Below are 15,098 nucleotides of genomic sequence, written 5' to 3'. Positions count from 1 at the left end.
GAAGCGCGGCTTCGCGCATGTCTGAATAGGAATGCATGCATTGTGTAACGCGACGCGCAGCTATTTTGAGAGAAAAACCGGCAGCCGCTTGCTACAAGTAAGCCAACTAACTGAAAATTAAGCGGAACCGGACGCGGTTCCAGTATGCGACGGAGGGATATTATCGCGCCGGATGCAAACCACAATGGGAAAACGCCGGGCTAATTCCAAAGCATGATGCAAAAAGCCGCCGGGGTAATCCGGCGGCTTTGAAAACTGGCAACGGCAATCCTCAGCCTTCCGGCGGGGACTCGATCATGCCGAGCGCGTGCAGATAGGTATCGAGGATGGCTTCCTCTTCCATGCGCTCTTGCTCGTCCTTCTTGCGAAGGGCGACGACCTTCTTCAGGATCTTGGTGTCGAAACCCATGCCCTTTGCTTCGCCGTAGACGTCCTTGATATCGTCGGCGATGGTCTTCTTTTCTTCTTCCAGCCGTTCAATGCGCTCAATGAAAGCGCGAAGCTGATCGCGGGCGACGCCATGAGCATCGGACATCGTGTTCTCCTGATTTTTCTCGTCTTGAATTCGGTGGGGAGTGACTGCCGCGAAGCTGCGCCGCGGTCAAGTCCAATCGGGCGTCATGAACCTATTTGTGCGGCTTGTTCAGTTCAAATGCAGTTTTTTGTGCGTCCGAGGCCTCGTTCTGGTGCAGGTTTTTCCAGTCTTCGTAGGGCATGCCGTAGATGATCTCGCGCGATTCGTCCTTCGACAGCGGCACGCCCTCAGCCTCGGCGGCTTGGCGATACCAGTTCGACAGGCAGTTGCGGCAAAAACCCGCGAGATTCATCAGGTCGACATTCTGAACGTCGGTCCGTTCGCGCAAATGCGCGACAAGGCGGCGGAAGGCGGCAGCTTCGAATTCGGTCTGCTGTTCCTTGCTGAGTGCGGTCATCTCGCTCTCCTTCATACGTAAGGGCCGGTGCGCGACACATGGACATCGTATTCGTGTAGCGCCGGGTCGGCATTCATGGCCGCGAAGATCGGAGCCAGGCGTTCGGCCCATTCGCAAATGCCGGCCTCGTTTCCGATCAGGTCCTGACGGATCTCGAGCAGCGCATGCGGTATGCCGGTGACCATGCAGTGCCGGTACATCGTATCGCCTTTGAGCGCGCCGTCATACGGCTCGTTGTCGCCAACCATGAGATCGGGATCGCGGCTCAGCATGTCAAGCAAAGGGGCGACGGCGCGGTGGTCACTGTCCCAGAGGACGGCGGCATGCCATGGCCGCGGCACGCCTTTCCAGGCAGGCGTGTAGGAATGAAGCGAGAGAACGAGCGGCGCCTTGCCGGTCGCGTTGGCGACCTTGTCGATCGTCTTGGAAACGGCACTGTGATAGGGCCGGTGGAACGCCTCGATGCGATAGTTCCACTCCTCATCCGTGATCGGATGATTGCCAGGAATAATCGCTCCGTCGGAAATTTTCATGATCAGCGTCGGGTCGTCCTCGCCGCGGTTCGGGTCGATTAGAAGCCGCGAGAAGCCGCCAAGAACGGCCGGAACCCCCAGCCTCGCGGAAAGCTCCCGCACCAGGCCTTCGATGCCTATGTCATAGGCGATATGGCGAAAGAAGGCGGATTCGGCAAGCCCGAGCCTACCATAGCGTTGAGGCAGGCGGTTCATCGCGTGATCGCCCAGAATCACCATGCCGCTGTCATGATTTCCAGATAGAATTTCGAAGGATTGGAAGGGATTCATCAGGAATTGCCGATCGTCATTTGGCGCTCGCCGTCACTGATCGCATGCACATGCTGCAGGTTCAAGCGCAAGCGCACCAGCCCGCGGTAAGTCAGTGATCACGAGCAGGTTAGAAAGGAATATAATCGATTAGCATCGCGTTGACATTCGTTTGATGGCGGCGCAAGAAGGCACGGACAACGAATAACCGTGGGAGCCATTCGGAAGCCGTGTTGATGCAAGCCGCGCCAAGTTTCCTCACCCGGTCCGGGATTGCCCGTTTCGCCTTATTTGCATTCGCTGCCCTCTCACCGTTTTTCGCTGCCGATGTTGCGCGCGCCGATTTCCGCGTCTGCAACGGCACGCAGAACCTTGTGGGTGTGGCGATCGGATACCGTGCCAAGGACGGGTGGATCACTGAAGGCTGGTGGCAGGTCCCGGCAACGACCTGCGCGACGCTGATCGAAGGAGAATTGCAGTCGCGATACTATTACCTTTACGCAGAGGATGCCGCCCGGGGGGGACGTTGGACGGGTGACATCCAGATGTGCGTAGCGGAAAACGAGTTCAAGATCGGGGGCGTGCAGGACTGCTATGCCCGCGGTTATCAGAGGATGGGATTCAAGGAATACGACACGGGCCGCCAGGGCAGCTGGATGGTCCAACTTTCCGACACTCCCGGCACGCAAGAAAGTCCGAATTGATGAAGCGTAACCGCAAAGTGAAAATCCTCGCCACGCTCGGCCCCGCCTCGAGCGAAGAAGCGATGATCGAAAAGCTGCACGAGGCCGGTGCCGACGTTTTCCGTATCAACATGAGCCATGCAAGCCATGACGTGATGCGCACTCTGATCCAGCGTATTCGCGCCGTCGAGGCCCGCTCCGGTCGTCCGATTGGCATCCTGGCCGATTTGCAGGGACCGAAGCTTCGTGTCGGCAAGTTTGCGGAAACCAAGGTTGAACTAAAGCCGGGCCAGACCTTTACGCTCGACAACAATGACGCACCCGGTGATGCAAGCCCGTGTCTTCCTGCCGCATCCGGAAATTCTTGAAGCCGTCAAGCCCGGCCACCGTCTGCTGATCGATGATGGCAAGCTCGCATTGCGCGCCGAAAAGTGCGACGGCAAGAGCATCGTTACGACGGTCATTTCCGGCACGAAGCATATCGGACCGGAAGGGCATCAGCCTTCCCGACACACTGCTCGGCGTCGGTGTTCTGACGGACAAGGACCGTATCGATCTCGATGCCGTTCTGGCGACCGATGACGTCGACTGGGTCGCGCTCTCTTTCGTTCAGCGCCCGGAAGATCTCGCGGAGGTCCGCAAGATCGCCAGGGGTCGGGTCGGCCTGATGTCGAAGATCGAGAAGCCGCAGGCAATCGAGCGCATCGAAGAAATCATCGAACTCTCGGATGCCTTGATGGTCGCCCGCGGCGATCTCGGCGTCGAGATGCCGCTGGAATCCGTTCCGGGTATCCAAAAGCAGTTGATCCGCGCCTGCCGCCGCTCCGGCAAGCCGGTCGTCGTCGCGACCCAGATGCTGGAATCGATGATCTCCGCGCCGGTGCCGACACGCGCCGAAGTCTCGGACGTCGCGACCGCCGTTTTCGAGGGCGCGGATGCCGTCATGCTTTCGGCTGAATCCGCCTCGGGCGACTATCCGGTCGAAGCCGTTGCGACGATGGCGTCGATTGCCAGTGCCATCGAGCGCGAACCGCATTATCCGGGCATCATCTATGCCCAGCGCGCCCAGCCGGAAGCAACCGGTGCCGATGCGATTTCTCTCGCCGCCCGCCAGATTGCCGAGACGCTGAAGCTTTCGGCGATCGTCTGTTACACCTCGTCGGGCACCACAGGCCTGCGCGCTTCGCGCGAGCGCCCGCAGGTGCCGGTTCTGGCCCTCTCGCCGATCATCAAGACAGCCCGCCGGCTGGCGATCGTCTGGGGCCTGCACTGCGTCGTCACGCATGACGCGACGGATCTCGACGACATGGTGAACCGGGCCTGCCGCATCGTCGCCCGCGAGGGTTTCGGCAAGCCGGGCGACCGTATCATCATTTCGGCCGGCGTGCCGCTCGGGACGCCGGGCGCCACCAACATGCTCCGCATCGCCTATATCGGCTCGGACGGCCAAAGCGGCATGTGATCTTTCGCGTTTGCTCGAACCAGCTCGCTGCCTTGGAAGGAAAAGGGCTTTTCGTTTTCGGCTTGATCGCGGTCCCGGCAAATGCAAGCTTCCGATATCCGAGCTCTGGAGGGACTTATGGATATCGTCACGCTTCTTGCTTTCGCTGCGGTTTCTTTTGTCGGTATCGCAACGCCGGGGCCGACCGTGCTCCTGGCGCTGACCAACGGTTCGCGTTACGGCACTCGCCGGGCGATTGCCGGCATGCTGGGTGCCGTGCTTTCGGATTTCGTTCTGATCGGTGCAGTGGCGATCGGCCTCGGCGCGCTGCTTGCGGCCTCCGAATTCTGGTTCTCCGTGCTGAAATATTTGGGTGCCGCCTATCTTGCCTTTCTCGGCATCATGATGCTGCGCTCTCAGGGGACGATCGAAACGGCAATGAAGGTGGAAAGCGCCGGCAGCGCCGCTTCAGCCTTTGCGATCGGGCTGAAAAGCTTCATGGTGGCAGTCACGAATCCCAAGGGCTACCTTTTCTTCTCGGCCTTCCTGCCGCAGTTCATCGATCCTGCGCTGCCGCAGCCTGCTCAGTATTCGGTGCTTGCCGTCATCTTCGCCTCGATCGATTTCGTGATCATGTTCGGATACGCCGCCTTCGGCGCGCAGGCTGTCCGCCTGCTCAAGAATTCCGGCGCCATGTGGCTTGACCGTATCAGCGGCGGCGCACTCATCGCGCTTGCCGGGTCATTGGCATTTTATCGGCGCGCGACCACCTGACCTACGGCAAGGAGACATGGCCGACGCGATAGATCTGGTCTCCGTTGGAGATCAACGGCATGTCGCGAAAAAGCGTGAAGCGCACAAGGCTCCAGCCGGACGGCTCGAAGGCGGATATCGAGGCCAGCACGCCACGTCGCGCCGCTTCAGCATGTGACCGCGTGACCTCCTCCTTGCGGATTTCGGCAAGCTGCGCGTAGGCAGGGATCGGCAGGATATCGCAGCTTGCAAACTTTGCGGCTCGCAAGTCCGCGACCTCGGCATTCCATACCATCCAGTGCCTTACCTTGGGCCAGCCGAAAGACTGCGTCAGCGCTTCGAAACCGGGCCCGGTGAGGAAATCGCTGGCGCCTTCCGGCTGCTTCCAAAGATAGAATGGAGCATAGAGGTTCTCCCGGCTGCCGAATTCGCCCTTGCGGGCGCTGAGGTAGGCCTTGAATCCAAGATTCGAAAAGCCGTCCAGCATTGGACCCTTGTCGCGGATCCGGCGATCGATGATCGTCATGTCGTAATCCGCCGGCAGCGTGAAGCCATATTGCATGGCGATCATCGGGATGGCTCCATCGGCGCGAGCGCTCGGATTTGCCAACCTGGTTCCGTCATCGAGGCTTCGCCATTGGCGAAGGACCATTCTTCCGGAGAGGTGGTATTGACCACAATCATCACATCTTCAGGTCTCAGGCCCGGAGACTGTCCAAGCAGATCGGCCGCACGCCGGTAAAAGGCCTTGCGCATCCCGGTCGTGCGGGGCTTGCCCGCGGTGATGGAAAAGAGCACGAAATCGTCCGAACGCGGGCCCCCGAGATAGTGGCGGTCGAAGATCAGTTCACCAGGCTCATGCTGATGAATGACCTGAAAGCGGTCATTTGCGGGGACGTCGAACGTCTCGACCATGGCACGATGAATGTTGTCTGAGAGCGCACGGAGATAATCCGGCGACTTGCCTTTCAGCAGAGAGATTCGAACGAAAGGCATTTGGAGCCTCCTTTTCCTTGCTAATCCAACCTTGACTTCATGATCCTCGCACGCCACGATGATGCTGAAAATCAGAATTTTATGGATCAATTGTCCTGAAAAATGGGATTAAGCGATGCGTAGGATGGTCTTCGACCTCGATGTGCTGCGAACCTTCGCGACTGGAATGGAACTCGGGAACTTTGCAAAGGCGGCGGACCGGCTTGCGCGCTCCACCTCGGCCGTCAGCGCACAGCTCAAGAAACTAGAGGAGCAGGCCGGTACGCCGATTTTCCGCAAGGCGGGCCGTGGCTTGGCGTTGACGGAGGCGGGCGAGACGATGCTCGCCTACGCCCGGCGGCTGCTTGACCTTAACGACGAAGCGGCAGTGGCTGTCCAAAACGTCGAGTTGGAAGGTTGGGTGCGGCTTGGCCTACAAGAGGACTTCGGCGAAAATCTGCTTCCCGATGTTCTCGGCCGTTTCGCCCGCGCCCATCCGAAAGTGCGGATCGAGGCGCGAGTCGTCCGCAACGCAGAACTGCTCGAGCGGGTCACAACGGGGAAACTCGATCTGGCGCTCGCTTGGAGCGATGCAACCCTGACCGCTCATTGCGAAAAGATCGGCGAGGTGCCGATGCGCTGGATCGGTCCTGCCGCAGGTGAGCCCGGCTGGAATGCCGCAAGTGGAGAGCCGCTGCCACTCGCCTCGCTGGAGGCGCCCTGTCTCCTGCGAACCGCTGCGACGAATGCGCTGGACAGGGCCAATATTGCCTGGCGGCTTGCCTTCGTCAGCCCGAGCCTCGGCGGACTGTGGGCTGCGACCGCGGCCGGGTTGGGCGTGACAATACGCACGCCGATCGGCTTGCCGGCAAAGGTCAGGCCGCTGAAGCCTGCGGAACTGGGATTGCCGGAGCTGCCGTCGTTGGGCCTCGTGCTTCACCGCGCCGAAGCTGACCCTGATCCGGCGACGGCACGGCTCGCTTCGATCTTGCTGCGGGCGGTAGGTGAGGCGATCTCGGACTTCATGCCGCAACGGGTATCGGAGAATGCGTAGGCGTTAACTTCGCTGGGTTACCCGTATTTCTCGAGAGCGGCGGCAAAGATATCCGCCTCGACATTGCCGCCTGAGGTCACGGCGATGACGTTGTCGCTTTCCAGGGCCTCGCCATGGAAGAGCGCAGCGGCAAGCGCAACCGCCCCGCCGGGCTCGACGACGATCTTCAGCCGTTTGAATGCGAGCGCCATGGCGCGCAGCGCCTCTTCGTCGGTGACGACAATGCCCGCGCCTGCGAGCCGCTGCAGGATCGGGAAGGTGATCTTGCCGGGTTCCGGTGTCATGATTGCATCGCAGATCGTGCCCGTCATCGCCGCGTTGCGTTCGATCCTGCCGGAGGCCAGTGAACGCGTGGTGTCGTCGAAGTCTTTCGGCTCGCAGGGCCGCACGGTGAAGCCCGGCGCGCTTGCTTCGAGCGCGAGCGCGATGCCGGACGTAAGACCGCCGCCGCCGCAGGGAACAAGCACTTCTGCCGACTTCACGCCTTCCTCTTCTGCCTGTTCGGCAATTTCAAGCCCGGTCGTGCCTTGGCCGGCAATCACCAACGGCTCGTCGAAAGGCCTGATCAGAGTGAGGCCGCGCTCAGCCGAAAACCGGGCGCCGATCGCATCGCGATCCCCATTTGCGCGGTCGTAAAGCACCACTTCGGCACCGAAAGCGCGGGTATTGTCGATCTTCAGCGCCGGCGCGTCGGACGGCATGATGATAACGGAGGGAATGCCGTGAAGCTTTGCGGCAAGGGCGACGCCCTGCGCGTGGTTGCCGGACGAAAAAGCGATAACGCCTTTGGCGCGCACTGTAGGATCAAGGCCGGAAACCGCCGACCAGCCGCCGCGGAACTTGAACGAGCCCGAATGCTGCAGACATTCCGCCTTCACGAAGACATGCCTTCGGGCGATCTCGTTGAGGAATGGGGAAGAAAGAAGCGGCGTTCGCCGTGCATGGCCCCGGAGACGGGCGCGAGCGGCGACGATCATTTCAATGCTGGCCATTATGAGCTCTTTCGGCTGATAGTTCATCCATGAATATGATGCCCGCCTTCACTTGTGAACGCAGACTTTGTCACCGTGACACAAAAGCCGGCACTTTCGCATCAGCGGTGTCAGCCATGCCGATGATGCGCCGGCGCCGGAAGTCGGTCGGACTCGTGCCGGTCACGCGCAGGAACTCGCGATTGAAGTTCGATTTGCTGATGAAGCCGGAATCGAACATCACGCGCGTCACCGGTTCATCCGTCTTGATCAGTTGATCGCAGGCCGAACGGATGCGGAACTCATTGACATATTGCGAGACGCTGACGCCGTGGATGCGGTTGACGGCAATCGATACGCGGCGGGCTGGCAGGCTCATCTTTCGCGCAATGCGGTTAAGGTTGAGCTCGGGATCGCGATAGATCTCGCGGGATTGCATCAGTGCATCGAGGGAGGCGGCAACTGTGCCGTCCTCTTCCGTCGGCATTAACGGCGGGGTGGGGGGTGTTTCCAGGCTCTGCTCCTCCGCCGGTTGGCCGCCGCTGGCGATGGACGCGGCGCCCCCGAGAACGAGGAGCGTGATGACGTTGCCGAGCGCCACGATGGCACCGCCATGTGTGCCGCCGGTGCGGTCGAAATCCAGGCTGATGTAGATATCGGCGACCGCGGCAGCAATGAGCGCCGCTGCCGTGATCAGGAGCGAACGATAGGAAAGTAGCGCGCCGTCCAGCCGCGATGCGATAAGTCCGTCCGGGCCATGGCGCGCGAGCCAGAGCAGGGCCGCTCCATAGCCAATGAAGATGAGGGTCAAGGCAACGCCCATCGGCTCGCGCCAAAATACCAGCAGGGCGGCGATCAGAACCGCTGGAAGGGCATGAGGCCACAGGTGAGCAAATGAGCGCGGCCCCTCCAGCGTCAGGCTCCGGAAGCTGACCCAGGCGAGTGCGGCAATCATCGCTGCCAGAATGGCTTGTGCCGGCATGATCGCGAGGACGTCGTAGCCCCAGCGAATTCCGATCAGCACGGACTGCAGCGCGTAGATGCCGATGAGAAGCAGGAACGGCCGCTTTTCCGGCGCACGCCAGTCCTCCTGCCGCAGCAGGCGGATCTGGACGATGAAGAGCAGCATTGCAACGACGAAGGGAAGCGGAACAAAGATCATGAGGCGGTGTCCGGGTTCGATGGTTCGATATCAGCACGAGAATGGCCTCGATCGCAATTGCAGGCGACCCGGATCATGATTCAGGTCTCAACAACGAGAACTGGAAGGCAACCTGATATGGCCGGTCATTTCGACGGCACCATCAAGGAAAAAGCCGATGTCGATAGTCCCGTCCATTCCCCTGTTTTTCATGATGCTGATATCCAGTTTCGCTGATGTGAGGCCGCTCGGAGTGACCTTTGATGTTTCCAGCATCCGCACGATCGTGATCATTGGCGATGCAAGCTCAATCAACATCACCACGAAATCGGATGAGCCCTATCGTGCAGCAACCAGCGGCCGCCGGAACGGCTGGTTTTCATTCTGGCATTCGAGCTGGTTCTTCAATATCTGCAAGGACGAGAGCCGGGCAGAAATCGACGGAGCGACATTGACGATCGACGTAGCGATGTCGGCCTGGAGCGACATTGCCGATTGCTCGCCGGAAGTATCGGCGAATGTCGCGCCCGGCAGCGCCGTGCGCATCGAGCAGCAGGTATTCGTGGCGAAACTGAACGGCGACTTCGCAAGTCTTAGCACGTCGGGAATGGCGGCGGACATCACGCTCGACGGCCATGCTTCCAGCGTCGATATCTCCGGCGCCGCCGTTCGCGCAAACCTCACCTACGATGCCGTCAAACACGACGAAACGATCGAGATCGCCGCACAGTCGCTCGATGCCTATCTCGAATTCGGCAAGGATGTCCCGGTCGATTATACCGTGACCGCCAAGGCGTCCTACATTGACAGCCTCGTTCCAAGCGTCCCGGGCACGCGCCCGCTGGTGAACATCAAAGGAGATTATGTACGCGCCCGGATCCGGTAGCCCAGCCGGCGCTTAATATCCCTTTGCCGCACCCTCGGTGGCGCGGCTATCCATCGCACCGTAATAGCGCGCGCCGCCACCCTTCTCGATATCGGCAAGGCTCTTGCCGCCGACAAGGATGCCGGCCGCCTGGCCCCATTGGGGCGGACCACTGCCATCGTCGAAGCTGTAGCCCATGGCGGCGAGCGTCTTTATCGTATCCGGAGAAAGGGTATAGGGTTCGAGATAGATCTTGTCCGGCTGCCATTGATGATGGATGCGCGGTGCATTGACGGCCTGGCTGATGTCCATGCCGAAATCGATGACGTTCAGGATCGCTTCCAGAGTGATGGTGATGATGCGCGAGCCGCCGGGGCTGCCGATCACCATGAAGGGCTTGCCGTCCCGGGAGATGATCGTCGGGCTCATGGAAGAGAGCGGCGTCTTCTTCGGCGCGATGGCGTTGGCCTCGCCCTGGACGAGCCCGTAAAGGTTGGGCACGCCCGGCTTCGAGGTGAAGTCGTCCATTTCGTTGTTAAGCAGGATACCGGTGCCGGGGGCAACCACGCCGGCACCGAAGGAACCGTTCAGCGTATAAGTGACGGCGACCGCGTTGCCCTCGTCGTCGATGATCGAATAATGGGTGGTTTCAACGCTTTCCTTGGCGCCGAGCGGCTTCAGGTCGACGGATTCACCGGCCTTGTAGGGATCGATCTTCCCGCGGATTTCCTTGGCATAGCCTTTGTCCAGAAGCTTCGAAACCGGGTTGTCGACGAAGTCCGGATCACCAAGCGCGGCGTTGCGGTCGACGTAGGCGTAACGCATGGCCTCGACCATGGCGCGGACTGTCTCGGACGAACCATAACCCATGTAGGAAAGCGGGTAGCCCTCCAGCACGTTCAGGATCTCGCAGATGATGACGCCACCGGAAGAGGGGGGCGGCGAGGAGACGATGTCGTAGCCACGGTAGTTGCATTCGACCGGCTTTAATTCGCGCACGCTATATTGCTCGAAATCTTCCTTCGCGAGAACGCCGCCTTTCGCCTGGCTTGCCTTTACGATCGCCTCGGCAGGTGCGGCCTTGTAGAAGGCGTCCGTTCCCTTCTCGGAAATACCGGACAGCACCGCGGCGAGCTCGGGCTGCAGGAGTTTTTCTCCCGCGGAATAAGGTTTGCCATCCGGCTTTAGGAAGATCTTTGCGGCAGCTTCATCTTTTGCGAGGCGCTTTGCGCTTGAGGCGAAAGTCGCAGCGTCGCCCTGTTCCAACGTAAAGCCGTCCTTGGCAAAGCGGATCGCCGGCGCCAGCAACTCGGCGCGGGGTTTGGTGCCATATCGCTCACGCGCCGTTTCGAAGCCCATGACCGAGCCTGGCACGCCGACGGCGAGATAGCCGTCCAGGCTGGCGCGCGGAACGACATCGCCTTTGGCATCGAGATACATGGTCTTGGTGGCGGCAAGCGGTGCGCGCTCGCGAAAATCGAGGAAGGTCGTCTTGCCGTCCTTCAGCCGGATCGTCATGAAGCCGCCGCCGCCGATATTGCCCGCCGTCGGATAGACGACTGCCAGCGCGTAGCCGACCGCCACTGCCGCATCCACGGCATTGCCGCCGCTCTTCAGGATCTCGACACCGACATCCGTCGCCAGATGCTGTGCGGTCACGACCATGCCATGTTCGGCTTCGACGGGCGCAGGCGAGGCGGCGAAAGCCGGTGCGAGCGGCAAGACGACAAAGGCAAAAGCGGCAAATAGCGAAATGGCTTTAATGCGCAGGCGTGCCATCACTTCCCCTCCAAACCATCAGATTATTCGGAGGGATATGGTTTCGTTTTGGCGGCGCGCAAGTCCGTTCAGGCGGCAATTGCGCTGCCGCCTGACAACCTTTCTTCGGCAACGCGCACGGCGGCCTCAAGATCGCGCGGCATTCCGGCGATATTTTCCAGTGCGGCGATGGCGACATCGGTTGCGAGATAGTCAGGCTTATGGCCGACGCCCTTGATCTTCAGCAGTTTGGAGCCGGCGATGTCGCGGGCAAGGCCCTGGGAATGCAGGTGCTCCCAGACGATGCCGTCGCTGTCGCCGGTAATGATGACGGTCGGCGCCGTGATGCGGGTATAGAAGGGCGATTGCGCCTTCAGATATTCAAGCAACCTGATGAAATCGGTGGCGTTGGCATGGAAGGTCTTCGGCCGCAACACCAGGGACGGCCCAGTCTTTGAGATGTAATCAGCCGGGCGCGGATTGGGCCGGAAGACATTAAGTGTAACCTGCTCCAGCCGCCACAGGCCCAGCGGTACGACAACAACGCGACTAAAGAGCCAGCCGATCAGCGGCACGGTCGCGATATGATAGTACCAGTCGATGCCGCCCGGCCACGGATGCGTCGCCGGGGCAAGGAAGAGGAGACCGGCGGTTTTTTCCGGATGGTGCACGCCGAAGGACGCGGCGATCGCGCCGCCGAAGGAGTGACCGACGATGATCGCCTTTTCAATCCCGCGCTTTTCCATGAGCTTTGCGATCGCATCCGCTTGGCCGGAGGGAAAAGCATTCTCCGGTCCTCCGCGTTCCGAATAGCCATGTCCGGGACGGTCGACGAAGAGCATTTCCGCGCGCCCTTCGAGCGGCAGTAGGAAGGCGCCGATCTGGTCGAGCAGATTGCCGCTCGCGCCGTGGATAAAGACCAGGGGCGGTAGGTCGGCGGTGTCGGGGCGGGGGATGTGGACGGCGTTCATCCTGTAGCCGTCGATATCGACCAGTTCGCCGATATTGGGAAATGCTTGTTCAAACTGCCGGGCTTTATAAGACGAATAGCCGATTGCGGCAGCGATGGGGAGGAGAATGGCGGAAATTTCGGCAAGCATGGCTTTGAACCGGCAACAGTTACGGCACCAATCCGTAAGATTGCGCATGCCGGTTCGGCGTCAAGATCAGGTCCGGCTTCCGGCGAGTTTTTCGGAGAGGGTATTCGCCTGCTGCTGCGCTACGCGGTTTGCGGGGTAGACCTCCAGGAAGCGCTCCCAGGCTTTCAAGGTGAGTTGGTCATTGCCCGACATATTGAGAATCGTCGCCAATCCCGAGAGTGCACCGAAGTGGCGCGGCTCGAGATCGAGCACGTGCTCTATGTCGGACATCGACTTCCGGTAGTTGCCCATGGCGTAATTCAGCGTTGCGCGGCGGTTCCAGCTTTCGGCGTAGTCAGGCATCAGCGCAATCGCCTGATCGAGGAAATCAAGGGCTGCAGGATTGCGCTTTTCCTCGATCGCCTTGTCGGCCCACTGCATCAGCAAGTTCACGGTGGCGCTGCCGGAATTATTCCACTCGAGGCGGATTTCCTCCGCAATGCCGCTCGCTTTGTCCGGATCGCGCTCGCGCTTCAGCTGGGCATAGAGATTGTCGAGATGCTGTTTCGGAGAGGGGTTGGCATCGCGCTGCTCGACAATAACTTCCTTTTCCGCAGCAGCGGCAGGGAAAGCAGGAGCAAGGAAACCGAGAGCAAGCGGCAGCGCCGCGCAGGTCAAAGCAAAAAAGCGCATGGCGGACAATGTAGCCCGCCAGCGCCGAAGATCAAAGAAAATTTGATGTGATCACCGAAGCGACCCTACCGGAAAAGCCCGCAGCACATAAACGCCAGGCGTAATCCGGCTCACGCCATGATCAGCCCTGACGAGCCTTGTAGCGCGGGTTGAGCTTGTTGATGATGTAGATGCGGCCCTTGCGGCGAACCAGACGGTTGTCACGGTGGCGAGCCTTGAGCGACTTGAGCGAATTCTTGATCTTCATTTTTCTGATCCGCGATCTCTGTGGGGGAATTTCACATTCGCCCGTATCTTTTAAACAATCAAAAAGCGCGTCTGTGCGCGCTCTTTAGGTTGGGCGTGCAGATAACCCGGCCTCCTGTCTGTGTCAACCACGTGAAGGCGTTTTCTCGGGCAAAAACCTAGGCTTTCCCCGTCAGTACCGTCACATGCCCCATCTTCCGGCCGGGGCGGGATTCGGTTTTGCCATAGAGGTGGACGAAGGTATCGCGGCGTTTCAGCCATTCCGGCAGGCTCAAGATATCGTCACCGATCAGGTTCTGCATCACGCATTCGGAATGACGGTCCGCGTTGCCGAGCGGCAGGCCGCCGACGGCACGGATGTGCTGCTCGAACTGCGAGACAACGCAAGCTGCCTCGGTCCAGTGGCCGGAATTATGGACGCGCGGGGCCATTTCGTTGGCGATCAGACTGCCGTCTGCGAGCACGAAGAATTCGATCCCGATGACGCCGACATAGCCGAGCGAGGAGAGGATTGCTTCCGCCGCGTGGTGTGCAGCCGCGGCGGTCGCCTCTGAGATCGACGCGGGCACCGTCGAGGTGTGCAGAATGCCATTGCGATGGACGTTTTCCGCCGGATCGAAGGCGACGACGGTGCCGTTCGCCGCGCGGGCGGCGATGACCGAAATCTCGCGCTCGAAGGCGACGAAGCTCTCCAGAATCAGCGGCACGCCGCCGAGGCCGGCATAGACGCCTTGCGTGCTGTCGGCGGCGGAACGGAATACCTTTTGGCCCTTGCCGTCATAGCCGAGGCGGCGCGTCTTGAGCACGCCCTGGCCGCCGAAGTCCTTCAGCGCTGTGTCAAGCTCGCCTTGGCTGTCGACGGTGTGAAAGCGCGCGGTCGGGATGCTGCATTCATTGATGAAGCGCTTTTCGACGAGACGGTCTTGTGCCACTTCCAACGCCTTAGGCGGGGGGTAGACGGGAACATCCCTTGCCAAGGCCTCGGCAGCGGAAACCGGCACATTCTCGAATTCGTAGGTCACAACGTCACAGGCCTTTGCGAGTTCGGCCAGCGCGGCGGGATCGTCATAGGCAGCAACGATCTGGCGGCTGGCGGCCTGCGCGGCAGGACAATCGGCCTGCGGTTCCAGGATGATCGTGCGGAAGTTCAGCCGTGCTGCGGCCATCGCAAGCATGCGGCCGAGCTGGCCGCCGCCGATGATGCCGATCGTCTTTGCCGTCATAGGTTGTCCATGGGATATTCGGCAATCGAGGCGCTTTGCCGTTCGCGGTATTCATCGAGACGCTCGGCGATATCCTCGTCCGAAAGCGCAAGAACGGCTGCGGCCAAGAGTGCTGCGTTGATTGCGCCTGCCTTGCCGATCGCAAGAGTGCCGACCGGAATGCCACCTGGCATCTGGACGATGGAAAGAAGGCTGTCCTGGCCGGACATCGTCTTCGACTGGACGGGAACGCCGAAAACCGGAAGCGGCGTCAGCGCGGCCGTCATGCCGGGAAGGTGGGCGGCGCCGCCCGCACCGGCGATGATCACCTTGAAGCCCTCGTCGCGCGCGGTCTTGGCAAAATTCACCATGCGCTCGGGCGTCCGATGCGCCGAAATAATGCGCGCTTCATACGGAATTTCCAGCGCCTCCAGCGTGTCGGCGGCGTTTTTCATGGTCTCCCAGTCGGACTGGCTGCCCATGATGATGGCGACGGGCGGTCTGTCTGTCAGCGTCAACGGCA

At 60.6% G+C, this 15,098-nt stretch carries 17 protein-coding genes and 1 pseudogene; 5 read left to right on the top strand and 13 right to left on the bottom strand.

Going from position 1 to position 15,098, the window contains the following annotated elements; genetic code table 11:
- Positions 1-271: 271 nt before the first annotated feature.
- The 3 genes from ACW4PC_RS10820 to ACW4PC_RS10810 all read right to left on the bottom strand — a co-directional run bounded on the left by ACW4PC_RS10820 (position 272) and on the right by ACW4PC_RS10810 (position 1,735).
- Positions 272-535 carry a DUF2312 domain-containing protein gene (locus ACW4PC_RS10820; RefSeq protein ID WP_003585771.1) on the bottom strand — a complete coding sequence of 88 codons (264 nt, stop codon included), beginning with the start codon at positions 533-535 and terminating at the stop codon, positions 272-274.
- A 91-nt stretch (positions 536-626) separates the two neighbouring features.
- Positions 627-932 carry a DUF1244 domain-containing protein gene (locus tag ACW4PC_RS10815; RefSeq protein ID WP_455873811.1) on the bottom strand — a complete coding sequence of 102 codons (306 nt, stop codon included), beginning with the start codon at positions 930-932 and terminating at the stop codon, positions 627-629.
- 11 nt (positions 933-943) lie between these two features.
- Positions 944-1,735 (bottom strand): N-formylglutamate amidohydrolase, encoded by a 792-nt coding sequence (locus tag ACW4PC_RS10810; protein ID WP_455873810.1) that lies wholly within the window; start codon positions 1,733-1,735, stop codon positions 944-946.
- A 215-nt stretch (positions 1,736-1,950) separates the two neighbouring features.
- Here ACW4PC_RS10810 and ACW4PC_RS10805 point away from each other — a divergent pair, with 215 nt between their 5' ends.
- From ACW4PC_RS10805 to ACW4PC_RS10795, 3 genes and pseudogenes are all read left to right on the top strand, one after another.
- Positions 1,951-2,418, top strand: a complete 468-nt coding sequence (locus ACW4PC_RS10805; RefSeq protein WP_455873809.1) for a DUF1036 domain-containing protein — start codon at positions 1,951-1,953, stop codon at positions 2,416-2,418.
- Positions 2,418-3,859 (top strand): annotated as a pseudogene (gene pyk, locus ACW4PC_RS10800) (pyruvate kinase). Before ACW4PC_RS10805 ends, pyk begins: the two are co-directional and overlap by 1 nt.
- Positions 3,860-3,976: 117 nt before the next feature.
- Entirely contained in the window at positions 3,977-4,612 is a 636-nt protein-coding gene (locus ACW4PC_RS10795) for a LysE family translocator (protein WP_455873808.1), read from the top strand.
- Between the two features lies 1 nt (position 4,613).
- Here ACW4PC_RS10795 and ACW4PC_RS10790 read toward each other — a convergent pair whose 3' ends face one another.
- Positions 4,614-5,162 (bottom strand): DUF4865 family protein, encoded by a 549-nt coding sequence (locus tag ACW4PC_RS10790; RefSeq protein WP_455873807.1) that lies wholly within the window; start codon positions 5,160-5,162, stop codon positions 4,614-4,616.
- A complete protein-coding gene (locus tag ACW4PC_RS10785; RefSeq protein WP_455873806.1) occupies positions 5,159-5,587 on the bottom strand; it encodes a tautomerase family protein in 429 nt (142 codons plus the stop codon). Before ACW4PC_RS10785 ends, ACW4PC_RS10790 begins: the two co-directional genes overlap by 4 nt.
- A 115-nt stretch (positions 5,588-5,702) precedes the next feature.
- Between ACW4PC_RS10785 and ACW4PC_RS10780 the strand changes: the two genes are divergently transcribed.
- Positions 5,703-6,620 (top strand): LysR substrate-binding domain-containing protein, encoded by a 918-nt coding sequence (locus tag ACW4PC_RS10780; protein WP_455873805.1) that lies wholly within the window; start codon positions 5,703-5,705, stop codon positions 6,618-6,620.
- A gap of 17 nt (positions 6,621-6,637) precedes the next feature.
- On the opposite strand, the gene ACW4PC_RS10775 is transcribed toward ACW4PC_RS10780, so the two are convergent.
- Together ACW4PC_RS10775 and ACW4PC_RS10770 are read right to left on the bottom strand one after the other, a co-directional pair.
- Complete coding sequence (locus ACW4PC_RS10775; RefSeq protein WP_455873804.1) at positions 6,638-7,612, bottom strand: threonine ammonia-lyase; 975 nt, start codon at positions 7,610-7,612, stop codon at positions 6,638-6,640.
- Positions 7,613-7,682: 70 nt separating this feature from the next.
- The gene (locus ACW4PC_RS10770) at positions 7,683-8,753 is read right to left on the bottom strand and encodes a helix-turn-helix domain-containing protein (protein WP_455873803.1); all 1,071 of its coding nucleotides are present in this window, start codon (positions 8,751-8,753) and stop codon (positions 7,683-7,685) included.
- A 157-nt stretch (positions 8,754-8,910) separates the two neighbouring features.
- Between ACW4PC_RS10770 and ACW4PC_RS10765 the strand changes: the two genes are divergently transcribed.
- Positions 8,911-9,618, top strand: a complete 708-nt coding sequence (locus ACW4PC_RS10765; RefSeq protein WP_455873802.1) for a hypothetical protein — start codon at positions 8,911-8,913, stop codon at positions 9,616-9,618.
- Positions 9,619-9,630: 12 nt separating this feature from the next.
- Here the strand turns inward: ACW4PC_RS10765 and ggt are convergent, their stop codons facing one another.
- From ggt to purE, 6 genes are all read right to left on the bottom strand, one after another.
- Positions 9,631-11,376 carry a gamma-glutamyltransferase gene (gene ggt, locus ACW4PC_RS10760; RefSeq protein WP_455873801.1) on the bottom strand — a complete coding sequence of 582 codons (1,746 nt, stop codon included), beginning with the start codon at positions 11,374-11,376 and terminating at the stop codon, positions 9,631-9,633.
- Between the two features lie 68 nt (positions 11,377-11,444).
- The gene (locus ACW4PC_RS10755; protein ID WP_455873800.1) at positions 11,445-12,455 is read right to left on the bottom strand and encodes an alpha/beta hydrolase; all 1,011 of its coding nucleotides are present in this window, start codon (positions 12,453-12,455) and stop codon (positions 11,445-11,447) included.
- 66 nt (positions 12,456-12,521) lie between these two features.
- Entirely contained in the window at positions 12,522-13,136 is a 615-nt protein-coding gene (locus tag ACW4PC_RS10750; RefSeq protein ID WP_455873799.1) for a hypothetical protein, read from the bottom strand.
- Positions 13,137-13,248: 112 nt separating this feature from the next.
- Positions 13,249-13,374 (bottom strand): type B 50S ribosomal protein L36, encoded by a 126-nt coding sequence (gene ykgO / locus ACW4PC_RS10745; protein ID WP_003582204.1) that lies wholly within the window; start codon positions 13,372-13,374, stop codon positions 13,249-13,251.
- A gap of 157 nt (positions 13,375-13,531) precedes the next feature.
- The gene (locus tag ACW4PC_RS10740; protein ID WP_455873798.1) at positions 13,532-14,596 is read right to left on the bottom strand and encodes a 5-(carboxyamino)imidazole ribonucleotide synthase; all 1,065 of its coding nucleotides are present in this window, start codon (positions 14,594-14,596) and stop codon (positions 13,532-13,534) included.
- A complete protein-coding gene (purE, locus tag ACW4PC_RS10735; RefSeq protein ID WP_028739727.1) occupies positions 14,593-15,087 on the bottom strand; it encodes a 5-(carboxyamino)imidazole ribonucleotide mutase in 495 nt (164 codons plus the stop codon). Before purE ends, ACW4PC_RS10740 begins: the two co-directional genes overlap by 4 nt.
- Between the last annotated feature and the right edge of the window lie 11 nt (positions 15,088-15,098).

The organism is Rhizobium yanglingense (genome assembly GCF_977109285.1).
Note: the sequence above shows the minus strand (reverse complement) of the source record. Positions and strands in the feature narration are given on the sequence as shown.